The organism is Mesorhizobium sp. M1182 (assembly GCF_040318335.1).
GTDB lineage: Bacteria > Pseudomonadota > Alphaproteobacteria > Rhizobiales > Rhizobiaceae > Mesorhizobium.
Genome location: NZ_JAMYMD010000012.1, coordinates 1 through 23,310 on the forward strand (window position 1 = coordinate 1; position 23,310 = coordinate 23,310).

Consider the following 23,310-nt stretch of genomic DNA (forward strand, 5'->3'; position numbering starts at 1 on the left):
GCGGCGTGGGCGCCGTTGTAGCCGGCCCCCCCGCGACTCCCCCACCGGATCGTATTTCCCGGGCTGCACAGCTATGACCCCCCAATAGCCCGCAAAGCGCGGCCGGCCCGGGGGCCGGCCGCGAGTTGTTGGACTTCAGTTGCTGACCACTGCTTCGGCGTCTTCGGCCGTGCGGATCTTGATGCCCTTTTCCTTGGCATAGGCCTCGGACGACTTCTCGATGATCGGACGCAGCAGCTTCCAGTCGGGCGCAATCCAGTCGGAGACGACGTTCCACTTCTTGCCGTCCCACTGCTGGAAGGTCACGTAGCCGTCACCTTCGTGATTGTCCCAGGAGACGTTGATCGAGTGGAACAGGTCCTTGGCGCCCAGCGCCTCGACGCGTGCCGGATCGAGCTTGAGATGCTCGAAGCCCCAGCGGACTTCGTCGCCGGTGAGCGTGCGGTTGCCGAACTTGGCCTGCGCGATGCGGACCGCCTCGACATTGAGGATGCCGTTGACGATGCCGAGATTGTGGTAGACCGAGCCGATACGGCTCTTTTCCTCGATATTGCCTTTGCCGGCGCCGTAGACCGTTTTGACGATCTCCTGGACCACCGGATACTGCTCGCCTGACGCCTGGGTGGTGATGGCCGTATAGCCCTTGGCGGCATCGCCGGCGGGGATCACATCCTCTTCCGAATTCGACCAGACATTGCCGACGATGTGATCGGCCGGGAAGCCGGTCTTCTGCGCGGTCTTGAGCGCAACCGGGTTCATCACGCCCCAGCCGCGCAGCACCACATAGTCCGGATGCTCGCGACGGATCGTCAGCCACTGCGCCTGCTGCTCGTTGCCTGGATGCGGAACCTCGATCTGCGACAGCTCGAAGCCGTATTTCTGCGACAGCAGCTCATAGATCGGAATCGTCTCCTTGCCATAGGGCGAGCCGTGATAGAGCACGACGATCTTCTTGCCCTTGAGCTTGTCGAGGCCACCTTCCTTGGAGGCGATATAGTTCACGATGCCCGAGGTCTCGCTGTAGGGATTGAGCAGCAGCGGGAAGACGTAAGGGAACACGCGTCCGTCCGTGGTGTCGGTGCGGCCGTGGTTGATGGTAATCAGCGGCACCTTGTCATCGGTGATGCGGTCGATCATGGCATAGGCGATGCCGACCGAAAGCGGGTTCCAGGCGGCGATGCCGGGATTGCTCTTCAATCGTTCATAGACCTCGACGCCCTTCTCGACCTCATACTGCGTCTCGCCCTCGCTCCAGGTCAGTTTGACGCCGTTGACGCCGCCGTCGCGGATGTTGATCAGGTTGAGATAGTCGATGAAGCCGCCGAAGAAGCCGGTGCCGCCGGCGGCATAAGGGCCGACGCGGTAGCTCTGCAGGGGAAAATACTGCTCGTCGGCGTGGACCGCCGTCGCGCCGAGGACGAAAGCCGTGGCGATCGCCGCTTTCTTGAGGTGACTGAAGAAGGTCATGGATTGCGTCTCCTGAGGTTGTGGTCCGTGAGAGGATGTCGAGCGGCGCTCAGCTGGACCTTGAGCCGATCCGTCGTTTCAGGCGGTCGAAGAGGGCCGACAGCCCGTTCGGTTCCGCGATGAGGAAGATGATGATGAGCGCGCCGAGCACGATGCGCTGGCTCATGTCGAGAACACCCGAATCGAACAGTCCGCCAAACAGGAAGGCGCCAAGCCGCGACAGGATGAGCGGAAAGATGACGATGAACGCCGCTCCCAGAAAGGCGCCGCGTATCGAGGCCAGCCCGCCGATGATGATGATGAACAGGATCTGGAACGAGCGGTCGAGATTGAAGCCGGCCGGCTCGACGGTGCGCAGATAGGTGAAGGCCCACAGCACCCCGGCGACGCCGATGATGAAGGACGAGATGGCGAACGCGAGCAGCTTGGTCTTCAGCACAGGGACGCCGATCACCCGCGCGGCGGTTTCGTTGTCGCGCACGGCGATGAAATTGCGGCCGGTCGCGCTGTTGACCAGGCGCCAGACGAGCGCCGTGAGCACGATGACCGTGGTCACCGAGAGCAGGTAGCGGCCCGTCGCCCTGTCGAGCGAGAAGCCCGCAACGGCAAGGTGCGGCGCCGAGATCACCCCGGAAGGGTTGTCGTTGGAGAACCACCCGAACTTGGTCAGCGCCCACTGCACGAAGAACTGAGCGGCGAGCGTTGAGACGGCGAGATAGAAGCCGCGCAGGCGCAGGCTCGGCAATCCGAACACGACGCCGATGCCGGCGGCTGAAATCCCGGCCAGGATCATGGTCGCAGCCAGCGGCAGTCCTTCGACCCGAAGGTTGAAATTGTAGGCGGCGAAAGCGCCGACCGCCATGAAGGCGGAGGAGCCCAGCGAAAGCTGGCCGCAATAGCCGGTCAAAAGGTTGAGGCCGACCGCCGCCAGGCTGAGCGCAAGGAACGGCAGCAGGATCGCCTCGACGAGATAGCTCGACGCATAGGCGGGGGTCAGGCCGTAGGCCACGGCAATCAGGGCGACGGGCAGAGCTAACCTCTGCCAGTCGATGGGAAGCCTTGCGGCATCGAGCGCTTGCACGGCCATCGGTCAGACCCTTTCGACAGTCTTCTGGCCAAACAGGCCGGAGGGGCGCACCAGCAGGACGACCAGCGCCAGCGCATAGGCGAACCAGCCTTCGATGCCGCCACCGACAAAGGGTCCGAGGTAGACCTCGGCGAGCTTCTCGCTGGCGCCGATGATGAGGCCGCCGACGATGGCGCCGAGGATGGAATCGAAGCCGCCAAGCACCAGTACCGGCAGCGCCTTCAGCACGATCAGCGACAGCGAGAACTGGACGCCGAGGCGCGCGCCCCACAAAAGTCCCGCGACCAGTGCCACGAACCCCGCGGCCGTCCACACCGTCCCCCAGATCCGGGGCAGCCGCAGCCCGACGGCGAGCGCCGCGAACTGGTCGTCTGCGACGGCGCGAAACGCCAGGCCGATGCGGGTCCAATAGAAGAATGCGCTCAAGCCGGCGACCATCGCCGCGGCAATGCCTGCAGCAAGAAGATCGAACGACGATATCAGGATACCGCCGACCTCGAACGGCGTGTCGTCGATGCCGAGATCGAGCCCGTGCACCTGCGTGCCCCACACCAACTGGGCAGCGCCTTCAATGATGTAAGACAGGCCAAGCGTGGCCATGAACAGCGTCATCGGCGAGCGATTGACCAGCGGCCTCAGCACAGTTCGCTCGATGGTGAAGCCCAGCGCAACCATGATCGCGAGGGTAATGAGCAGCGAAAGCGCAAACGCGATGCCGCGTTCGACAAGGCTGACAAAGGTGAGTGCGGCGAACAGCACCATCGACCCTTGCGCGAAGTTCAGCACGCCCGACGTCTTGTAGATCAGCACGAAACCGATGGCGACGAGCGAATACATGACGCCTGAGAGCAAGCCACCGACCAGCACCTCGATGACGAAGAGGAAATCATAGTAGCTCATCAGATGCCCTCGCCATCTTCGCCTTGGGCGGTGCCGATATAGGCCTGGATCACCGCCGGATTGGCCCTGACCTCGGCCGGTGTCCCGTCGGCGATCTTGCGGCCGTAGTCGAGCACGGCGACGCGGTCGGAGAGCCCCATGACCACGCCGATGTCGTGTTCGATGAGGATGATGGTGACGTCGTGCCGGTCGCGCGCTGCGCGCACGAAACCGGCCATCTCGGCCTTCTCGGTCGCCGTCATGCCGGCCATCGGCTCGTCGAGCAGCAGGATCTTCGGCTCGGCGACAAGCGCGCGCGCCAGTTCGACCCGCTTCTGCAGGCCGTAGGGCAGCGTTGCGACCAGGCGATCGGCGACGGCCTCGAGATGCAGGAAGGCGATTGTCTGGTCGACCTTTTCAGCGATCGCGGCATCTTCGCGCCGGGCGCGCGGTAGACCGGCGATATGTTCGACAAAGCTGGCGCGCCGGGTGTGGACGCGGCCCGACGCGATGTTGTCGCGCACTGAAAGCCCACCGAACAGTGCCAGGTTCTGGAAGGTGCGCGCGACGCCGAGCCGTGCCAGACGGCTTGCCGACACCCGGGAGAAGGACTGGCCATCGATCGCGATCTTGCCCTGATCGGCGTGATAGAGGCCGCTGATGATGTTGATCAGCGAGGATTTGCCGGCGCCATTGGGACCGATCACCGCGCGGATCTCGCGGCTTTTGACCTCGAGGTCGACATCCCGCAATGCCATGACGCCACCAAAAGAAATGCTGATCCCGCCCAGCGCCAGGATCGCATCAGCCTTTGGCGACAGGCGCGCCGGGCGCGTGTCCTCGACGGGACCAGCACCAGCAAGAATCCCGGAGATTTCGGGCGCGCGCTCGTATGCGGCGGCTCCCAGCGAAGCACCAATCATGAAACGTCCCTGATTTTGAAGGCGTGCGGGCGGCGGCCTGAAGGCCGCGCCTGTCCTATTCCGCGGCGACGAGCTCCCTGTCGCGCGCCGCTTCCAGTTCGCGCACCAGAGGGATGACGCGCTTGCCGAAGAACTCCACCTCTTCCTGGAAATGCAGGAAACCGAGCAGGATCAGATCCGCGCCGGCATCCTTCAGCTTGAGGATGCGTTCGGCAATCTGTTCCGGCGTGCCGATGAGATTGCTGCGGAAGCCGTCATTGTATTGGACAAGATCCTCGAAAGAGGATTTCGCCCAGTTACCCTCGCCTTCCGGCGAGGCCTTGCCGGCGTTCTTGACCTGATCGGCGAAACCCTGCACCGCCTCCGGATTGGCCTTGGCGATGATCTCGTCGAGCACGGTGCGCGCTTCTGCCTCGGTTTCGCGAGCGATGGCAAAGGCGTTGACGCCGATCTTGACCTTGTGGCCATTGGCCTTCGCCTTGGTCTTGATGTCGTCAACCTGCTTCTTGATCTCTTCCGGCGTGTTGCCGTTGGTGAAATACCAGTCGGAAACCCGCGCAGCCATGTCGCGCGCCGCGCGTGATGAGCCGCCCTGGAAGATCTCCGGCTGCGGATCGATCGGCTTCGGCTTCATCGAGTAGTTGGTAAAGCGATAGAAGTCGCCCTTCAGAGTGAAATTGTCCTCGGTCCAGATGCCGCGCAGCGCACGGATGAATTCCTCCGAGCGGCGATAGCGCTCGTCATGGTCGAGCCACAGCTCGCCGATGGCGGCGAACTCACCGCGGAACCAGCCGCTCACGACATTGACGGCGACACGGCCATTGGTCAGGTGATTGATGGTGGCTATCTGCTTGGCCGCCAGCGCTGGATTCCATGGGCCGGGCAGGATCGCCGCGATGACTTTCAGCGTTGTGGTGGCAGCGAGCAAGGCATGGCTGAACGAGACGGATTCGTGCTGGTTGTCGGCGCCATAGCCGGCCGTGAAGCGTATTTGGCTCAGCGCGTAGTCGAAGCCGTTGGCCTCGGCGATCTGGGCGAGCTTGCGGTTATAATCGATGTCCCAGCCTGTCCGCTGCTCGATGTTGGAGATGACAAGGCCGCCCGAAACGTTCGGGACCCAGTAGGCGAACTTCACGTTGTCGGAATTCGAGGTCATTTCGTTTCGTTTCCCCTTTTTGATTGGCTTCAACCGACGCGCGTGGCGACGGCAGCATTTGCATGACTGGAATTAAGCAAGGAAATCGCTTCGGTAGCGGCCCGTGAGATGCGCTCGATAATCGCCGCGCCGACGATCTTGGCATCGACGAAATCGTCGGGCGCGCCGTAGACGCCGGTCGGGACGGTGACGGCCCCGAAAAAACCGAACAATGGCCGGAGCTGATGTTCGAGAACCAGGCCATGGTATGGACTTCCGCCGGTTGCCGCGAGAAGCACGGTCTTGCCCGTCAGTGCACGATGATCGACGAGGTCGAACAGGTGCTTGAGAGCGCCGGTGTAGGACGCCCGATAGACCGGCGTTCCGACCACGAGCAGGTCGGCCTTCTCGACACGCTGGATGATCGCTTCGCCAGACGCGCCGAGCGCACGACGAGACAGCCCGGCGAAAATCGAAGGCGCCGCCTCGGTGATTTCGATCACGCCGGTGTCTGCCGGGACGCGCAAGGCGACTGCCTTGACCAGCGCGTTGACCACCGCGGTAGTGCGCGATGGTGTGCTTACGCCGCCGGATATTCCGAGAACCGATAGCCTTGCCAACTCGTCAATCTCCCGGACCCTGCATGCGCATCGGGTCATTTCCAAACCGGGGCAGACGATATTCGACAAAATCTATAGAGATAAGGAACTACGTTCCGATTTTTCGGCCTCGCGGAGAAAAATGCCGTTCTGCTAATGGACGTAGCAATGTCCGTATAGCGAGCAGACCGAAGCTCAGGCCATCAATACGGCTTCGCATTCATCCATCACCATTTTCAAACGCGCCTAAGCCTTGGGCAATTAGGTTCGTTGCCATGACCAGTGAAACGATCGCGCCGGAATTGAAAACGACGACCCACCATTTACCGCCGGACAGGAAACCGTAGCCGTCGGCGACGGCTAGCCCCCAATCGGCCGACGGCGGCTGGATGCCGAGGCCCAGAAAACTCAGCGTCGCGATCGAAAAGAACCCGTAGCCCAGCCGAGTGACGAACTCGATGAGGATCGTCTCCCTGATGTTGGGCAATATCTCCAGGAACATGATGGCGAGCGCGCCTTCGCCGCCAAGCCGGGCGGCGCTGACATAGTCGCGCTGCTTCTGCTCGCGCACGGCGGCGCGGACGGTGCGCGCCACCAGCGGCGCATAGGCGATGCCGATCACCAGGACGACGGTCAGGTTCGACGGCCCGATCGCCACCAGCGTCATGGTGACGAGAACGATGAATGGAAACGCCATCAGTGTATCGAGCAGCCGCGCGCCGATGGCATCGGTGAGGCCATCGAAATAGCCGAGCACCAGGCCGATGATGCTGCCGGCGGCAACGCCGACCAGCGTCGCCAGCGGCGCAACCAGCAGGATATCGCGCGATCCGACGATAATGCGGGACAGCACGTCGCGGCCGAGCTGATCGGTCCCGAACCAATGCGAGGCATCGGGCGGCGTCAGCATCGCCAGAAAATCCTCGGCATAGGGATCATACGGAACGAAAAGATTGCCTGCTACCGCGCATACGACCCAGAACAGTAGCAGCAGCGTTCCGATCACGACCGATAGGGGCAGTCCGGAGAAGGCACTGCCGATCCTGCGCACCGCCGGAAAACCGGCCACGGCGCGCCGTGATGCGGGAAACTCCGTCAGATCGGTCATGGCGAGGTCCGACGGCGTTGCCGCGGATCGAGCAAAGCCAGCACGAAGTCGCCCGCCGCCGCCGAAAGAACAAAGATTGCCGCCATCACCAGCACCCCCGCTTCAAGCATCGGGAAATCTCGCGCCTTGGCTGCGTTCAGAACCAGATTGCCAAGTCCCTGGATGCCGAACAGCGCTTCGATCACAACCAGCCCGCCAAGCATGTATCCGGTCTGCGTCGCCAGCACCGCGATGGTCGGGGTCAGCGCATTGCGCAGCACGTGCCGAAGGATGATCTCGCGCCGCTCAAGCCCTTTCAGGACGGCGGTGCGTGCGTAGTCGGCGGCCATCGCCTCGATCACGCCGGCCCGCGTCATCCGGGCGATGTAGCCGGCAAGATTGAGCACCAGCGGCAGCGCCGGCAGGATCAGATAATAGCCTTGCGTCCAGAAGCCCGCGCCATCCGGCGCAACGCCTGAGATCGGGAACCAATTCAGCCACAGGCCGAAAACGATGAGCAGCACCAGGCCGGACACAAAATCCGGCACGATGCCGAAGGAGACGCCCGCCACCACGATCAGCCGGTCGATGAGGCGGCCGGCGTTGAGACCGGCGATGACACCGCCGCCAACCCCGAGCGGAATGAGAAAGACCAAAATAATGCCGGCAAGGGATGCGGAGCGCTTCAGGCTCTCCTGCACGAACGGGGCCACCGGCGCGCGCATCGAAAGCGAGGTGCCGAAATCGCCTGACACCGCCTTGCTGAACCAGAGCCAATACTGGACGAGAACTGGCTGGTCGGCGCCCAGCCGCTTGTTCAGCTCCGCCACCGCCTGCGCGTCGGCAAACGGCCCGAGCATCACGCGGCCGACATCGCCGGGCAAAACCTGTCCGGCGAAGAAAACCAGGACACTGACAAGCCACAGCGTGAGGACAAGAGTGCCCACACGCGCTGACAGAATGCGGCCGGTCAGCATGTCGCGATCATGCCTGGACGAAGGAAACGCGATCTAGCAGCAGATGCGAGATTGCGGTGAAGCGCACGCCCTCGACCTTCGAGCTGACAATCCGGCTGTATTGCGAGAAGTAGCTGATGATCGCCGGCGTCTCGTCAAGCAAAAGCGTCTGGATCTTGCCGGCAGCAAGGCGCTGGGCATTGAGGTCACGCGCCTTCGAGTAGTCGAGCAGCAGCGCATCATAGCCGGGGTTGTTGAAATGCGCCGCGTTCCAGGCTCCCGTACTCTTCAGCGTGGCGTTGAGGAAGATGTCGGGCGTGCCGCGATGGCCGTAGTCGGTGATGCCGAGAACCGAATCCAGCCAAGGCGAGCTGCCGAAGGTCGCCGAGCCGTAATAGGCGTCCTGCGGCAGGACATTGAGCTTGACATCGATGCCGATCTTTTTGGCGAAGTTCTGGATGATCACCGCATAGTCGGGAATGTCATAGGCGCGTTCGGTGGTCAGCGTCACCTCGAAGCCGTTCGGCACGCCAGCCTCGCCAAGCAGCCGCTTGGCTTCCGTGATATCGTGCTTGCGCTGCGGCACCGACGGATCGGCCGAAGGGAAGATCGGCGCGAACGGGGTGTCGTTGCCGACGATGGCGCGGCCCTTCAGCAGCCCCTTGACCACCGCCTCGCGGTCGATGGTGAGTGCCAGCGCACGGCGGATGCGCTTGTCGGTGAACGGCGCCTGGTCGGTTCTGAGATGCACCTGGTCATGCGAGCTTGCCTGCACGCTGAGCAGCTTGAAGTTGGGGTTGCCCTCGATCGCCAGTTCCAACCGCGTCGTGCTGGGGATGACGTCGAGCTGGCCGGCCTGCAGCGCCAGCACCTGCGCCTGCTCGTCGTCGAAGAACTTGATCTCGATGCGGTCGGGAAGTGCCTTCTCGCCCCAGTAATCCGGATTGCGCACGAAGCTGGCGCCTTGCTTGGGACGGAAGGATTCGAGCTTGAACGGGCCGGTGCCGTTGAAATTTTTCTCGAAATCGCCGGCATAGTCGGCCGGCAGGATGACGGCGTTATAGACGTCGGAAGAGACATAGAAAGGGAAATTGCTGTTCGGACCGTCCAGATCGAAGGCGACCGTTTCGTCATCGACCAGCTTGGCGCCACCCTTGGACAGGATGCCCTTGTAGGCTGAGAGCGCCGACGAGCCGCTGGCGGGATCGACCAGCCGCTCGAAGCTCGCCACCACGTCCTTGGCGGTGACGGCGCGGCCATCGTGGAATTTCACTCCTTGCCGCAATTTGAAGGTCCAGCGGCTGGCTGTCTCGTCGGCCTCCCAGGACAAAGCGAGCTTCGGCTGGAGACCGTCCTTCGGATCGTCGAGGATCAGATATTCGCCGACCTGGCTGATCACCCCGATGCTGGCCGGATCGGTCACCGAAACCGGATCGATCGCCTTGGTCGGCTGACCGAGCCCGACACGGACCGTACCGCCGGCGGCCGCGGCGCGCGCGGCTCCGAACCCCTGCGAGATGGCAAAGCCTGTCAGGCCGAGCAGTGCGGCGTATTTCAGGAGATCGCGGCGCTTGAGAAAGCCGCCCTGATATTCGTCGACGGCGACATTCCAGATGTCCCCCGACAGGCTGCGAAGTGCGTCGATATCCCTGCGTTTGGTCATGTTAAAACCCTGCTTTGAAATGAAAATTGAAAACCTATGCGACGGGTTCGCCGTCGAGATGGATGCGGTCAACGGCCTGCGGATAGAAGGCGATGAGGCCTTTGATCTTCGGCATTTCGGCGATTGGTTCCCGGTAGCTCCAGGCGATGTCCGGGCGCACCGTTCCGTCGCTCAGCAGCCCCGACCAGTAGGAGGCGATGCCCTTGTAGGGACATCGCGTCGTTGTAACGGACGCCGTCAGCCGCTCCAGCCGGATGTCTTCCGCCGGCAGATAGAAACGCGTCGGCAGATGCGTCTCGAACAAAAGCACCGGGCGGTGACTGTCGGCGATCGGCTCGCCGTCGAACCAGACCTGCACATGGCTCGTGCTTTGCAGCACATCAATGCGCGCATAAGGGTCTCGCGCATGGACGAAGACCTCTTCGTCCTCCTCGAACCATTGGTCGACGGCCTTCCAGGTGAAGGCGATCCGCCCGGCCAGGGACGCCAGCGCTTCGTCCGGCGGCGAGATGAACGCCCACGCCGCGTTGGCACTGCGCCTGTCGCCGCTGTCGATATCCCAATAGGCCGTCTCGCCACCGACTGGATGCGGTTCGCGATGCAGCGAGGGCTTCAGCACCGACGGGTCTACCGCTGACGGCGGGAAGAAATAGATCGGCAGGAAATGGTTGGAGCGCAGCACCAGCACGTTGCGGCTGTCGGCGATCGTGCGGCCGCCGAATTTGACGCGCACACGCTTGGGACTGTGCAGGACATTGACGAGCTGCGGCGCGGTGGCTTCGCGAGGCTGCAATCTTGGCGCGACGGTCATGATCGTTCTCCCGGTCAGGACACGGCGCGTGCGTTGTCGCGCTGCTCGGCGAAGCGGTTTGCCGGCCGCGCCAGACCGAAGCGGTCGCGCAGCGTTCCTGGCGCGTATTCGGTCGGGAACACGCCGCGACGCTGCAGCTCCGGCACCACCTGCTCGGCGAAATTCACCCAGTCCTCGGGCAGCAGCGGGAACATCAGGTTGAAGCCGTCGGCGGCGCCTGAAACGAACCAGTCCTGCAACTGGTCGGCGATCTGTTTGGGCGTGCCGGCGACGGTCGGCACCGAACCGCTGTTGGCGAGCTTGCGGGCGATGTCGCGTAGGCTGAGATTCTGCTTCGACCATTCCTTGACCCGGTTGAGCGATGTCCGTCCGCCATTGAAGGTGCTCTCGTCCGGCAGCGGCGGCAGCGGCCCGTCTGGCGGATAGACGGAGAGATCGATGCCGCTCCAGCTGGACAGAAGGTCGATGCCGACCTGATCGGGCAACAGGGTCTGGAGGTATTCCTGCTTTTCGCGGCCTTCCGCCTCGGAAGCGGCGACAATCGGCAGAATGCCCGGCAGGATCTTGAAGCTCTCCAGCTTCCTGCCATAGCGGGCGAGGCGCTCGTTGATGTCCTGCCGGTATTTGATGCCGTCTTCCCTGGTGCTGTAGATGGCGAAATGCACGTCGGCCTGGGCGGCGGCGAAGTTCTTGCCGTCCTCGGACGAGCCGGCCTGGACGATCAGCGGGTGGCCCTGCGGCGGCCGCGAGACGTTGAGCGGCCCGCGCACCTTGAAGTGCTTGCCCTTGTGATCGATGGGGTGGACCTTGTCGGGATCGGCGAAATAGCCCGTCTGCTTGTCGATCAGCAGCGCCTCGTCTTCCCAGCTGTCCCAAAGCGCCTTGACGATATCGAGGAATTCGGCCGCGCGCTCATAGCGGAACGCATGTTCTATGTTGCCGTCGCGGCCGAAATTGCGCGCCTCCTCGTCCATGGCCGATGTGACGACGTTCCACGACGCCCTGCCCTTGCTGATATGGTCGAGCGAGGCGAACATGCGCGCAACATTGTAGGGCTCGCTGTACGAACTCGACGCCGTGGTGATCAGGCCGATGTGTTTGGTCACGCTGGCCAGTGCCGACAGCAGCGTCAACGGCTCAAGGCGGGCATTGGCGTAGTGGGCGACACCGCTCTTGACCGAATCCCAGATCGAAACGTGGTCGGCGACGAAGATGGTGTCGATCCTGGCCCGCTCGGCCGCCTGCACGAGATCACGGTAGAACTCGAAGTCCAGCACCTCCCGGCCCGGCGCCCGCGGATGGCGCCACGACATCCGATGATCGCCCTGCGGGTTGAAGAAAAATGCGCTGAGGATCATGTGGTCTCGAGCCATGCCAGTCTCCTTCCAGATCTGCCCTGGAGCCAAATCTGCTCCGGAGATTGTCGCGCTGCTTCGGCAAGCGGCGACAATCGCTCTTGAGCCATGAAAGTTAGATTGCGCTCCGGCTTAATTCTAGTAATTTTATAGAGATAAAGCATTGCAAAAGTGGAAGCGATTGCCCTCGATCGCGACGCTGGAAGAAAGTGGTTTCAAGCTCCCAATGTCCTCCTCGGTTCTGAACGTCGACCAGCTTTCCATCGCCTATGACGGGCGCAATGGATCGCATCCCGCCGTCAGTGGCGTCTCCCTGCGCATAGGCGAAGGCGAAGCACTCGGCCTTGTTGGCGAGTCCGGATCGGGGAAAAGCTCGGTGGCGCTCGCCATCCTGCGCTATCTGCCGAAGAATGCCCGCATCGCGGCGTCAGCGCTGGAGTTCCAGGGCCGCGAAATCCGCGACCTCTCCGCCGAGCAGTTGCGCCAACTCAGGGGAAATCATATCGCCGCCGTCTACCAGCACCCGGGCGCGGCCCTCAACCCAAGCATGACGATCGGCCGCCAGATCACCGAGACGATCATGCGGCATCGCCCGGTGCGCCATGACGAGGCGCGCGAGCGGGCTTGCGAACTGCTCGGGTGCGTTCGGGTGAGCCATCCGGAGCGGGTGCTGGGGCTCTATCCACACGAACTCTCCGGCGGCATGCAGCAGCGCGCCAACATCGCCATCGCGATTGCGCTCGACCCGTCGCTGCTGGTGCTGGACGAGCCGACGACGGCGCTCGACGCCAGCGTCCAGTCCGAGATCATCGCTATCCTCTCCGGCCTGCGCAAGGACCACAAAACCAGCATTCTGCTGATCAGCCACGACATCAACATGATCCGCCGCTCCTGCGACCGGGTGGCGGTGATGCAGTCGGGAACCGTGGTCGAAAGCGGCGCCGCCGGCGATGTCTTCGACAACCCCTCTCACGCCTATACGAAGGCGCTGATCGCCTCGATCCCGGCGCTCAACTACACGAAGCGGAATGGAAGACTGGCGGAGACGGACGGCCTGCCATCGCACTCGGCGGTCCAGAATGAAGATGCCGGCGAGCGCAAAGAACGCCGAATCGCGATCGCCTGTAAAGGCATCAGCCATGCCTTCGGCAGCCAACCGGTGCTCAGCAATGTCGATCTCGATATCGGCCACGGCGAGACCTTCGGGCTGATCGGCGAGTCCGGTTCCGGCAAGTCGACCCTGGCAAGGATCGTCACCGGCCTACAGATGCCAGACGCCGGATCGGTCGAACTGTTCGGCAGGAAGGTCGCACCGCGCGTCGAGAAGAGAAGTCTTGGCGAACGCCGCGATGTGCAGATGGTTTTCCAGTCGCCGGATCGCACGCTCAATCCGCGTAAGCGAATCGGCAGGATCCTCGGCCGCCCGCTGCGCCGGCTCGCCGGCCTGCGCAGCAGTGAGATAAAGGCCCGCGTCAGCGATTTGCTGCAATCGGTTCGCCTTGCCGGCGCCACAGCCGAGCAGAAGTCGCGATCACTATCCGGCGGCCAGCGGCAACGGGCGGCCATCGCACGGGCCTTCGCCGGCGTGCCGCAGGTCGTCGTGCTCGACGAACCCACTTCGGCGCTCGACGTTTCCGTCCAGGCAACTGTTCTCAACCTGCTCAACGACCTGCAGCGCGACAAGGACACGACCTATCTGTTCATCAGCCACGATCTCAGGGTCGTGCGCTACATGGCCGACAGGATCGGCGTGCTGTACCGCGGCCGCCTGGTCGAAACCGGCTCATCCGACCAGATTTTTCACGGACCCAATCATCCCTATACGAAACTGCTGCTGGCGGCGTCTTCAGACGATGCAGCGCCGAAGATCATCTCTCAGGCCGACATCGCGGCGGGCCCGAGCCAGGGATGCGCCTTCGCCGGCCGTTGCTCGCTCGCTGTTGCCGATTGCTGGAAAGCCGAACCGCCCCTCAGCCAAGCTGGCGACGAGCACCTGATCGCATGTTGGCGGCTCGACCAAGGTTCATGAAGGACGGATCATCATTCTGAAGATCCGTCGCGCTCGCGAGGAAGGCGCGATGGAGCTGATCCCCGTCGCAAAGTGCCAAGAGACCGGGAGCTGCGGCCGTTCGAGGCGCGGATAGCAGGAAGCTTGGCGATCAAGCATCCACCGTAGTCACAGGCAAGCTCGCATGGTATTTCGTCTGAGGCTCGCTCCTTACAAGCCAATGTCTACAAGTTTGATAGACATTTGCTAAGAAGCCGGTCATACTGCCCGCTTCAAGTGCCTGACTTTTCGCCGTCCATGTTCGCAGGATCAGGAGATGACGATGACGCAGACATTTCTGGAAGCCGTTCCGGGCTGTATCAGGATCGTGATCGGCGCCCTTTTCCCGCCCATGGAGCGTTCACGTTATGCGCCGGATCAGGCGCAGGCGGACGACGCTTCTGACTCCGAGGCGAAATTTCGCCGCTCAGGACGGGATGAAGCCTTCTATTGGGGCATCGGCACTTGCGGCTATTGGGTAGGCGCCCGTCGCATCCGGCCATAGACCAATCATCGAAATGCGGGGGTTACCTGGCAGCATTGGCTGGCTGCCGCGATCCAGGAGGAGACCGATGACCACACGCCTTTTACCCGCACTGCATGAGGGCCATGCTCCGATTCATTTGCACGGAGCCTTCGACGATGCCTTGGAAGCTTACCAAACCTGGATTCCGGGAACGGACGAGCCGCACGTGGAATTTGAGGACCAGATGGTGCCGATCAGTTCGGTCTTCGGCCGCATGCGGACCTGCACCGATATTCTTCCTTGGCGCATCGAGGGCGATGTCCTAGAGGTTGTCGGCAATGCACTGGTTTTCGGCGGCGAAAAGGCGATCACTTACGCCGATGCCGCTCTGGTCCTTCGCGCTTTGTGCGTGAAGCGGCTCCGGAGCGGCGACGTCGGCAACTAACAGGCGACGCTGCATAGGTTCCCGTCAAAGCCGGAGGAGCCGGGCACAAGGCAGCTCGGCTCCGTATCATTCAGCCGGTATGCGTCGCGATCTGCCCTGATAGCCTCTATTTGCTCAGTCGGTCATGCGCGGCGATGGCCATAGCTCTGCATGGTGCGGATAGACTGGTGCTGCGAGAGAGGATTGAACTCTCGACCTCTCCCTTACCAAGGGAGTGCTCTACCACTGAGCTACCGCAGCCGCCGATGGCGGGGCTTCTGCCATATCGAACCGGCAAGCGCAAGGCCAAGACAAAGACGGGTTGAAAGGCCGCACCGGGCGATCGTTGCGGACATGGCCGTGCCACAAATGTTGGCTATCCCTTGATCCGCACCGGCGGGTCGCCGGCCGGGGACAGAACGATGAACGGCAAGACAGTTTCTCCGAACAAGGATGGATCACCGAAGAAGGATGGTTCAGCGAAAAAAGCCGGAACGGGCCGCAAGGACCGGCTGGCCGAGCAGTTGCGCGCCAACCTGCAGAAGCGCAAGGCGCAATCGCGGTCGCGACGGACCGGCGACGCCGATAAGCGGCCGGAGGGGCTGCAAGCGGTGATGAAAAAAGATTAACGCGAATCGGCTATGTTGGTCGCCGGTACTTTGGCCAAGTCGGCGTGGGCCAAAGTGGGGAGTAGCCTGTTTCTTGAACCAAGCCGGCCAATGGTCTAGATGGCCGCAACAGACTCAACCGATTTAAACCGGCCTTGGCGCCGAGGGGACGCTCTTCATGGATCGCATCAGAATTGTTGGCGGCAACAAGCTTGCCGGAAGCATTCCGATCTCGGGCGCGAAAAACGCTGCGCTGCCGCTGATGATCGCCGCGCTTTTGACCGATGACACGCTGACGCTGGAAAACGTGCCGCATCTGGCCGATGTCGAGCAGCTGATCCGCATCCTCGGCAATCACGGCGTCGACTATTCGGTCAATGGCCGCCGCGAAAAGCAGCAGGAAGGCTATTCGCGCACCATCACTTTCTCGGCCCGCAACATCGTCGACACGACGGCGCCTTACGAGCTGGTGTCGAAGATGCGGGCGTCGTTCTGGGTGATCGGACCGCTGCTGGCCCGCATGGGCGAAGCCAAGGTGTCGCTGCCCGGCGGCTGCGCCATCGGCACGCGGCCGGTCGACCTCTTCCTCGAAGGCCTGCAGGCGCTGGGCGCCGATATCGACGTCGACACCGGCTACGTCATCGCCAAGACCAGGAACGGCCGGCTTGTCGGCAACCGTTATGTGTTCCCGAAAGTTTCGGTCGGCGCCACCCATGTGCTGATGATGGCGGCCTCGCTGGCCAAGGGCGAGACGGTGCTCGAAAACGCCGCGCGCGAGCCGGAGATCGTCAACCTCGCCGAATGCCTCAACGCCATGGGCGCGAAGATCTCGGGCGCCGGCACGGCGACCATCACCATCGACGGCGTCGAGGCGCTGTCGGGTGCTCGCGTCAGGGTGATCCCCGACCGCATCGAGACCGGCACCTATGCGATGGCGGTGGCGATGACCGGCGGCGACGTCGTGCTGGAAGGCGCGCGGCCCGACCTGTTGCAGACGGCGCTCGACATCATTTCGCAGACCGGCGCCGAGATCACGCAGACTAATTCCGGCATCCGCGTCAGGCGCAACGGCGCCGGCATTTCGCCGGTCGATGTGACGACGGCGCCCTTCCCGGCGTTCCCGACCGATCTTCAGGCGCAGTTCATGGGCCTGATGACGATGGCCAAGGGCAAGTCGCGCATCACCGAGACGATCTTCGAAAACCGCTTCATGCACGTCCAGGAACTCGCCCGGCTCGGCGCCCACATCACGCTGTCCGGCCAGACGGCGATCGTCGACGGCGTAGCGAAGCTGAAGGGCGCGCCAGTCATGGCGACCGATCTTCGCGCCTCGGTGTCGCTGGTCATTGCCGGCCTTGCTGCCGAAGGCGAAACCACGGTCAACCGCGTCTACCATCTCGACCGCGGCTTCGAGCGGCTGGAGGAAAAGCTGTCTGGCTGCGGCGCGGAGATCGAGCGCATTTCGGGGTGACCATAGCAGGCTCAGGTCGGCGCTGCCCCTCATCTGCCTGCCGGCATCTTCTCTCCGTATAGGGACGGGGAGAAGGGACGCCTCGCGAAGGATTTCGCCAATCTCCAGCGTTGCGGGAGGGTGCCGAGGTTGCGGCCAGCCCCTTCTCCCCGTCCCTATACGGGGAGAAGGTCCCGGCAGGGGGATGAGGGGCAGCGCTGACCGGGGCGATTGCCTGGACAAGACCTCCGGCGCGGTTGCACGAGCAGGAAAGACCGCCTAACAGAAGGTCGAATAATCAACTCGCAGGTGCGAATTCCGCATGAATGGCCTCAAGCTTGTCGCGCTCGACGATCAGGATCTGAGCATCATCTCGGCGCATGTCCAGGATGCCGTCATGAAGGTCAGCGATCTCGAGTACCTGCCTTCGGTAAAGCGCTTCGTGCTGACCATGAACCGCTTCGTCTGGGAGGCGAAATCCGGCTTCTTCCGCCAGCACAATGAGCGGCGGCAGGCCGTGCTGCATTTCGACCGGGTGCTCGGCGCCAAGACCAGCGGCATTGCCCGCGACAAGCCGGACGAGGTGCTGTCGCTGCTGGCGATCAGCTTTCTCGCGCTCGACAAACCGGCCGGCATCGTCGAGCTGATCTTTTCGGGCGGCGGCGCGATCATGCTCGATGTCGAATGCATCGAGGCGCGGCTTGCCGATGTCGGCGGCGCCTGGGAAGCGACGTCGCGCCCGGTCCACAGGGTCTGATGTAATGGCTATCACGCTTCGCCAGTCCGACGCCGATTTCGAGCAGCGCTTTGCCGCGTTCCTGCTGACCAAGCGGGAAGTCTCGGCCGATGTCGACGCCGTGGTGCGCGAGATCATCGCCAAGGTGCGCGCCGAGGGCGACGCGGCGCTGGTCGGGTACACGCAGAAATTCGGCGGCGGCGACCTGGCCAGGCTCGGCATCGCCGTCTCCAGGGACGACATTGCCAAGGCTTACGAGGCCGCCGATCCGCAGACGGTCGAGGCTCTGAAATTCGCGCGCGAGCGCATCCGCGCCCATCACCAGCGGCAGCTGCCGCAGGACGACCGCTACACCGATGCCGCCGGCGTCGAGCTCGGCTCGCGCTGGACGGCAATCGAGGCCGTCGGGCTCTACGTGCCGGGCGGCACGGCGAGCTATCCGAGTTCGGTGCTGATGAACGCGGTACCGGCCAAGGTCGCCGGCGTCGAGCGCATCGCCATGGTGGTGCCGGCCTCTGGCGGCGAGGTGCCGCCGCTGGTGCTGGTGGCAGCCGATCTTGCCGGTGTCTCCGAAATCTACCGCGTTGGTGGCGCCCAGGCGATCGCGGCCCTTGCCTATGGTACCGAAACGATAAAGCCCGTCGCCAAGATCGTCGGCCCTGGCAATGCCTATGTCGCGGCGGCCAAGCGCCAGGTGTTCGGCACGGTCGGCATCGACATGATCGCCGGGCCGTCGGAAGTGCTGGTTGTCGCCGACGGCAGCAACGATCCGGACTGGATCGCCGCCGACCTCCTCGCCCAGGCCGAACACGATGTGTCGGCGCAGTCGATCCTGATCACCGACGACCGTGCCTTTGGCGCAGCGGTCGAACAGGCGGTGGAGCGGCAGTTGCAGAACCTGCCGCGCGGAGCAACGGCGGCGGCGAGCTGGCGCGATTTCGGCGCCGTCATCCTGGTGCCGACGATCGAGGCAGCACTGCCGCTGGTCGACCGCATCGCGGCCGAACATGTCGAGCTTGCCATCGACGACCCAGAGGGCTTCCTGGCGCGGATGCGCAATGCGGGTGCGGTGTTTCTCGGCCGTCATACGCCGGAAGCCATCGGCGACTATGTCGCCGGCTCCAATCACGTGCTGCCGACGGCGCGCTCGGCGCGCTTTTCGTCCGGGCTTTCGGTGCTCGATTTCGTCAAGCGCACCTCGATCCTGAAGCTCGGGCCGGAGCAGTTGCGGGCACTGGCGCCGGCGGCGATCACGCTCGCCAAGGCGGAAGGCCTCGATGCACATGGACGCTCCGTCGCCATCCGGCTGAACATGTAGAAATGTCCGACTACGACCAAACCCGCGCCAGGCTGATCGATGTCGAGCTCGACGAGACGATCGGCCGCTCGACGCCCGATGTCGAGCATGAGCGGGCGGTGGCGATCTTCGACCTGATCGAGGAGAACCGCTTCCAGCCGGTCAATGACGACGGCGCCGGGCCGTACCGGCTGAAACTGTCGCTGGCCGAATCCCGGCTGGTGTTCGCGGTGGCGCGCGAGGACGGCGCAGCCGTGGTCACCCACATCCTGTCGCTGACGCCGCTTCGGCGCATCGTCAAGGACTACTACATGATCTGCGAAAGCTATTACGATGCCATCCGCACCGCGACGCCAAGCCATATCGAGGCGATAGACATGGGCCGGCGCGGCCTGCACAATGAAGGCTCGCAGAGGCTGATGGACCGGCTTGCCGGCAAGATCGAGATTGACTTCGACACGGCGCGCCGGCTGTTCACGCTGGTTTGCGTGCTGCACTGGCGAGGCTGAAACTGGCCGCCCCGCTGCCCCGCCAGATCCTGCCCCGCTCGATCCTGTTTGTCTGCGGCATGAACGCCGTGCGCTCGCCGATGGCCGAATTGCTGGCGCGCAAGGTGCTCCCGCCTACCACCTTCGTCGCCTCGGCGGGAGTGCGCGGCGGCGAACGCGATCCGTTCGTCGATGCCGTGCTGGCCGAAGAAGGGCTGTCGCTCGGCGAACGGCACCCGAGAACGATGGATGACCTCGAGGACGATTATTTCGACCTGATCGTCACGCTGGCGCCGGAAGCCCACCACATCGCGCTCGAACTCACCCGCTCGCTGGCCGTCGAGGTCGAATATTGGCCGATGCCCGACCCGACCGGCGTCAGCGGCACGCGCGAGCAGATCATGGCCGCCTACCGCGACGTGCGCGAGCGGCTGAAGGGGCGGATCGGCCGCCGTTTCCTCGGCAACGGGGCTGAAAACGCCGCGGATTAAGCATGTTCACAAGCGGGCGTTTATCATATAGGTTCCGCGCAACTTTCCGGCCGGGGCGCTGGAAGTACCCATCCAAGCAAAGGTATCGAATGCCGAAGGAAGAAGTCCTCGAGTTTCCGGGTGTCGTGACGGAACTGCTGCCCAACGCGATGTTCAGGGTCAAGCTCGAAAACGAACATGAAATCATCGCCCATACGGCCGGCCGCATGCGCAAGAACCGCATCCGCGTTTTGACCGGCGACAAGGTCCTGGTCGAGATGACGCCCTACGACCTGACCAAGGGCCGCATCACCTACCGCTTCAAGTAAGTTCAAGGACCCGGCCGGGATCGCGATGGGCATTTTGCAGAAGCTCGTGCTTGCCTCGGGTTCGCCACGCCGGATCGAGCTGCTGCAGCAGGCCGGCATCGAGCCGGACCGTGTGCTGCCGGCTGATGTCGACGAGACGCCGCTGCGCGCCGAACACCCGCGCTCGCTGGCCAAGCGCCTGGCGACGCAGAAGGCCGAGAAAGCGCTGGCCTCGCTGAAAACCGAGACGGACTACGCGCCGAGCTTCGTGCTGGCGGCCGACACGGTGGTTGCCGTCGGGCGACGCATCCTGCCCAAGGCCGAGACGCTCGACGACGCCGCCAACTGCCTTGGGCTTTTGTCCGGCCGTTCGCACCGCGTCTATTCCGGCATCTGCCTGATCACACCTGGCGGCAAGCAGCGCTTGCGGCTGGTCGAGACCAGGGTGCGCTTCAAGCGGCTGCCGCGCGAGGAGATCGAGGCCTACATCGCGTCCGGAGAATGGCGCGGCAAGGCCGGCGGCTATGGCGTCCAGGGGCTTGCCGGCGCCTTCGTCGTCAAGCTTGTCGGCTCCTACACCAACGTCGTCGGCCTGCCACTCTACGAGACGGTAGCGCTTTTGAGCGGCGAAGGGTTTAAGGTGCACGCCAACTGGCTGTCGGGTGCGCGGATATGAGCCCGGACGACAAGGTCACGCCGTTGCGGCCCAAGCGGCCCTGCCCCGAATGCGGCAAGCCATCGGCGCGCGAAACCTACCCGTTCTGCTCGACGCGCTGCAAGGACATCGACCTCAACCGCTGGCTGAAGGGGGTCTACGTCATCCCGGGCCGCGACGACGAGGATCAGAACGACGACCAGAAATAGCACCGTCCACCTGCGGTTTTCCACAGGCTTGGGACGGTTTCGCAGCCGCGATCGTGACCGATGATCGGCCTTGCGGACTGCCTGTCGTTTCCCGCCTGCGATCAATGTCCAGAACCTGTTCCATCCGGGCACTGTCGGACGGAACAGGTTCTGGCGTTTTGTCTGAGCATGATCTTTTCCGAAAACCGGATTCCACTTTTCGGGATCATGCTCTAAGCGCTGGACAGGCCGGATTCCCGTGCTATAACCCACGCGCTTTCAAGGGGTGCCGACGGCGCTTTCATGAACCCGGTGTGCAGATTGCCGCCTACCGGAGCAGGCCCAGATAGCTCAGTTGGTAGAGCAGCGGACTGAAAATCCGCGTGTCGGTGGTTCGAATCCGCCTCTGGGCACCATTTTTTCCCTGTACGGCTCGGAGACATGGGTAACAGTTTGTACCTAAGACATGGGTGACAACCTCGCGCCGATCGGATTGTCGATGGCGTGCAAGAATTATCGGGACCATGGCGCCAGCGGCTCCTGCTCGGCCAAATGTCAATGGAGAGCATCTTCGGCATCTTGCATCCCGCTCTGGCCATAACCGCTCTACAGACCGAGGGCGCAGCCGTCCTTGCGCGGTTCAGAACCGCCCAGCAGGGTCCCGTTTGCCCAATCGATGCGAATGGCCTGCGCACCGCCGATCGGGTCCGTGGCGGGAATGATTTCGAAACCGCGTCGGCTAAGTTCAGCTACGGTTTCGCCAGCGAGCCCGTGTTCGGCCTGGACGTTCATGGTGCCGCTGACGGGGGCGACCCGCGGCAGATCAATCGCCTCCTGCAGATCCATCCCGAAATCGAGCACCTTCGTCAGCAGGTGCGCGTGGCCCATTGCCTGGTAGTAGCCGCCCATAACGCCGAAAGGCATTTCTGCCCGGCCGTCTCTCGCAAGCATCCCGGGTATGATAGTATGCAAAGGTCGCTTGTTCGGCGCCACTGCATTGGGGTGCCTGGGGTCAAGCGAAAAGCTTTGCCCGCGATTGTGCAAGACGACACCGGAGCGTGGCGAGACCAGACCCGAGCCAAAGCTGTCGAAGACCGAGTTGATGAAACTGACCGCATTGCGGTCCTTATCGACAACGGAAATATAGACCGTGTCGCTGTGCAGCGGCATATCGAACGCCGGCAGGTCCGCGCGGGCGCGCTTTAGGTCAATCATGCCGGCCAGACGATCGGCCCAGGCATTCGACAACATGTCGGCCACCGGGACCTCGGAAGTGTCGGGATCGGCGACGAGCAGGTCACGCGCGGCGTAAGCGAGGCGTGTTGCTTCGATTTCCAGGTGAAGCCGGTCCGCGGATTGCGGGTCGCCGTGCGCTTCGAAGCGCGAGAGGATGTTTAGAATGAGCAGCGCGATCACACCCTGGCCATTCGGCGGACATTCGAACACATCGCAGCCTCGGAACGCCGTGCTGATCGGGGTCACGTATTCGCCTGTTGCCGAGGCGAAATCTTCAAGTGTGTGCAATCCGCCGAGCCCACGAAGATAGGCGACCATGTCGTCGGCCACAGGGCCAGTATAGAAGGCCTCTCGTCCCTTCTTGGCGATCAGCCGCAGCGTTGCAGCCAACTCAGGCTGGCGATGCACTTCGCCAACACGTGGCGCGCGGCCGTTTGGCAGGAAAATCCGTTTCGCGGCTACATCGGAGGCCAGAAGTTCTTCTTCCAACGCCCAGTCACGATGGACCCGCGGTGAAATGGCGTAGCCTTCCTCGGCGAAACGTATAGCGGGGGCCAGGATTTGATCGAAGGGCATATGTCCATGATCAGCGTGCAATCTGGTCCAGGCATCGATGGCTCCCGGGATGGTGACGGAGCCGGGAGAATTGCGGGCCACCTCGGCCATGCCACGTTCGAGGAACCAGTCAATTGTCAGGGCGGCGGGTGTCCTGCCCGATCCGTTGTAGGCGATGACCTCGCCGGATCCGTTTCGCGACAGAAGAGCGAAGCAGTCGCCTCCAATGCCGGTCGAGGCTGGCTCGACGACACATTGCACCGCGCAGGCTGCGATGGCGGCATCCATGGCGTTGCCGCCGGCCGCCATGATCTCGACCGCCGTCAGGGTCGCCGACGGATGAGAGGTGGCGGCCATGGCCTCGCGTGAAACGACGACCGAGCGCGTTGGTTTCTCAAAATTTCGCATGCTATGCCCTTC

Annotated in this window: 24 protein-coding genes and 2 tRNA genes; 13 read left to right on the plus strand and 13 right to left on the minus strand. The window is 63.3% G+C overall.

Annotated elements, in window-relative coordinates; translation table 11 throughout:
* Positions 1-135: 135 nt before the first annotated feature.
* The 11 genes from NKH33_RS16310 to NKH33_RS16360 all read right to left on the minus strand — a co-directional run bounded on the left by NKH33_RS16310 (position 136) and on the right by NKH33_RS16360 (position 11,980).
* A complete protein-coding gene (locus NKH33_RS16310; RefSeq protein ID WP_352920600.1) occupies positions 136-1,467 on the minus strand; it encodes an ABC transporter substrate-binding protein in 1,332 nt (443 codons plus the stop codon).
* 49 nt (positions 1,468-1,516) lie between these two features.
* Entirely contained in the window at positions 1,517-2,554 is a 1,038-nt protein-coding gene (locus NKH33_RS16315; protein ID WP_352920602.1) for a branched-chain amino acid ABC transporter permease, read from the minus strand.
* A 3-nt stretch (positions 2,555-2,557) separates the two neighbouring features.
* Positions 2,558-3,454, minus strand: a complete 897-nt coding sequence (locus NKH33_RS16320) for a branched-chain amino acid ABC transporter permease (RefSeq protein ID WP_352827163.1) — start codon at positions 3,452-3,454, stop codon at positions 2,558-2,560.
* Positions 3,454-4,356, minus strand: a complete 903-nt coding sequence (locus NKH33_RS16325) for an ABC transporter ATP-binding protein (protein ID WP_352920605.1) — start codon at positions 4,354-4,356, stop codon at positions 3,454-3,456. The genes NKH33_RS16320 and NKH33_RS16325 overlap by 1 nt, the downstream gene beginning before the upstream one ends.
* Before the next feature lie 55 nt (positions 4,357-4,411).
* Positions 4,412-5,512: a dimethylsulfone monooxygenase SfnG gene (gene sfnG, locus NKH33_RS16330; protein WP_023722893.1), complete on the minus strand. Its 1,101-nt coding sequence runs from the start codon at positions 5,510-5,512 to the stop codon at positions 4,412-4,414.
* Between the two features lie 29 nt (positions 5,513-5,541).
* Positions 5,542-6,111, minus strand: coding sequence for an FMN reductase (gene msuE, locus NKH33_RS16335; RefSeq protein WP_352772567.1), 570 nt, complete (start codon positions 6,109-6,111; stop codon positions 5,542-5,544).
* A gap of 199 nt (positions 6,112-6,310) precedes the next feature.
* Positions 6,311-7,198, minus strand: coding sequence for an ABC transporter permease (locus tag NKH33_RS16340; protein WP_352920607.1), 888 nt, complete (start codon positions 7,196-7,198; stop codon positions 6,311-6,313).
* On the minus strand, positions 7,195-8,154 hold the full coding sequence (locus NKH33_RS16345; RefSeq protein WP_352920609.1) for an ABC transporter permease: 960 nt from the start codon (positions 8,152-8,154) through the stop codon (positions 7,195-7,197). Before NKH33_RS16345 ends, NKH33_RS16340 begins: the two co-directional genes overlap by 4 nt.
* A gap of 7 nt (positions 8,155-8,161) precedes the next feature.
* Entirely contained in the window at positions 8,162-9,796 is a 1,635-nt protein-coding gene (locus NKH33_RS16350) for an ABC transporter substrate-binding protein (RefSeq protein ID WP_352470161.1), read from the minus strand.
* A gap of 34 nt (positions 9,797-9,830) precedes the next feature.
* Positions 9,831-10,607, minus strand: coding sequence for a DUF427 domain-containing protein (locus NKH33_RS16355; protein ID WP_352541339.1), 777 nt, complete (start codon positions 10,605-10,607; stop codon positions 9,831-9,833).
* Between the two features lie 14 nt (positions 10,608-10,621).
* On the minus strand, positions 10,622-11,980 hold the full coding sequence (locus tag NKH33_RS16360) for an LLM class flavin-dependent oxidoreductase (RefSeq protein WP_352920611.1): 1,359 nt from the start codon (positions 11,978-11,980) through the stop codon (positions 10,622-10,624).
* A gap of 208 nt (positions 11,981-12,188) precedes the next feature.
* Here NKH33_RS16360 and NKH33_RS16365 point away from each other — a divergent pair, with 208 nt between their 5' ends.
* From NKH33_RS16365 to NKH33_RS16375, 3 genes are all read left to right on the plus strand, one after another.
* The gene (locus NKH33_RS16365) at positions 12,189-13,991 is read left to right on the plus strand and encodes a dipeptide ABC transporter ATP-binding protein (protein WP_352774727.1); all 1,803 of its coding nucleotides are present in this window, start codon (positions 12,189-12,191) and stop codon (positions 13,989-13,991) included.
* 295 nt (positions 13,992-14,286) lie between these two features.
* The gene (locus NKH33_RS16370) at positions 14,287-14,514 is read left to right on the plus strand and encodes a hypothetical protein (RefSeq protein ID WP_352541336.1); all 228 of its coding nucleotides are present in this window, start codon (positions 14,287-14,289) and stop codon (positions 14,512-14,514) included.
* A gap of 67 nt (positions 14,515-14,581) precedes the next feature.
* Positions 14,582-14,920, plus strand: a complete 339-nt coding sequence (locus NKH33_RS16375; protein ID WP_352613946.1) for a BRA0787 family protein — start codon at positions 14,582-14,584, stop codon at positions 14,918-14,920.
* 165 nt (positions 14,921-15,085) lie between these two features.
* On the opposite strand, the gene NKH33_RS16380 is transcribed toward NKH33_RS16375, so the two are convergent.
* Positions 15,086-15,160 (minus strand) — tRNA-Thr (locus NKH33_RS16380).
* A gap of 161 nt (positions 15,161-15,321) precedes the next feature.
* Between NKH33_RS16380 and NKH33_RS16385 the strand changes: the two genes are divergently transcribed.
* The 10 genes from NKH33_RS16385 (at position 15,322) to NKH33_RS16430 (ending at position 21,515) form a co-directional block, all read left to right on the plus strand.
* Positions 15,322-15,528 carry a hypothetical protein gene (locus NKH33_RS16385; RefSeq protein WP_352920614.1) on the plus strand — a complete coding sequence of 69 codons (207 nt, stop codon included), beginning with the start codon at positions 15,322-15,324 and terminating at the stop codon, positions 15,526-15,528.
* Positions 15,529-15,685: 157 nt separating this feature from the next.
* Positions 15,686-16,978 (plus strand): UDP-N-acetylglucosamine 1-carboxyvinyltransferase, encoded by a 1,293-nt coding sequence (gene murA, locus NKH33_RS16390; protein WP_023677408.1) that lies wholly within the window; start codon positions 15,686-15,688, stop codon positions 16,976-16,978.
* Between the two features lie 301 nt (positions 16,979-17,279).
* Positions 17,280-17,714 carry a DUF2948 family protein gene (locus NKH33_RS16395; protein ID WP_352470153.1) on the plus strand — a complete coding sequence of 145 codons (435 nt, stop codon included), beginning with the start codon at positions 17,280-17,282 and terminating at the stop codon, positions 17,712-17,714.
* A gap of 4 nt (positions 17,715-17,718) precedes the next feature.
* On the plus strand, positions 17,719-19,011 hold the full coding sequence (gene hisD, locus NKH33_RS16400; protein WP_352920616.1) for a histidinol dehydrogenase: 1,293 nt from the start codon (positions 17,719-17,721) through the stop codon (positions 19,009-19,011).
* A gap of 2 nt (positions 19,012-19,013) precedes the next feature.
* The gene (locus tag NKH33_RS16405; protein WP_352613943.1) at positions 19,014-19,499 is read left to right on the plus strand and encodes a UPF0262 family protein; all 486 of its coding nucleotides are present in this window, start codon (positions 19,014-19,016) and stop codon (positions 19,497-19,499) included.
* Positions 19,487-19,969 carry an arsenate-mycothiol transferase ArsC gene (locus NKH33_RS16410; protein ID WP_502906737.1) on the plus strand — a complete coding sequence of 161 codons (483 nt, stop codon included), beginning with the start codon at positions 19,487-19,489 and terminating at the stop codon, positions 19,967-19,969. The genes NKH33_RS16405 and NKH33_RS16410 overlap by 13 nt, the downstream gene beginning before the upstream one ends.
* An 89-nt stretch (positions 19,970-20,058) precedes the next feature.
* The gene (gene infA, locus NKH33_RS16415) at positions 20,059-20,277 is read left to right on the plus strand and encodes a translation initiation factor IF-1 (protein WP_006200926.1); all 219 of its coding nucleotides are present in this window, start codon (positions 20,059-20,061) and stop codon (positions 20,275-20,277) included.
* Between the two features lie 25 nt (positions 20,278-20,302).
* Positions 20,303-20,932, plus strand: coding sequence for a Maf-like protein (locus tag NKH33_RS16420; protein WP_352470150.1), 630 nt, complete (start codon positions 20,303-20,305; stop codon positions 20,930-20,932).
* Positions 20,929-21,120 (plus strand): DNA gyrase inhibitor YacG, encoded by a 192-nt coding sequence (yacG, locus tag NKH33_RS16425; protein ID WP_352470149.1) that lies wholly within the window; start codon positions 20,929-20,931, stop codon positions 21,118-21,120. The genes NKH33_RS16420 and yacG overlap by 4 nt, the downstream gene beginning before the upstream one ends.
* Before the next feature lie 319 nt (positions 21,121-21,439).
* A tRNA-Phe gene (locus NKH33_RS16430) sits at positions 21,440-21,515 on the plus strand.
* Between the two features lie 190 nt (positions 21,516-21,705).
* Here the strand turns inward: NKH33_RS16430 and ggt are convergent.
* On the minus strand, positions 21,706-23,298 hold the full coding sequence (gene ggt / locus NKH33_RS16435; RefSeq protein ID WP_352501729.1) for a gamma-glutamyltransferase: 1,593 nt from the start codon (positions 23,296-23,298) through the stop codon (positions 21,706-21,708).
* Positions 23,299-23,310 lie beyond the last annotated feature (12 nt).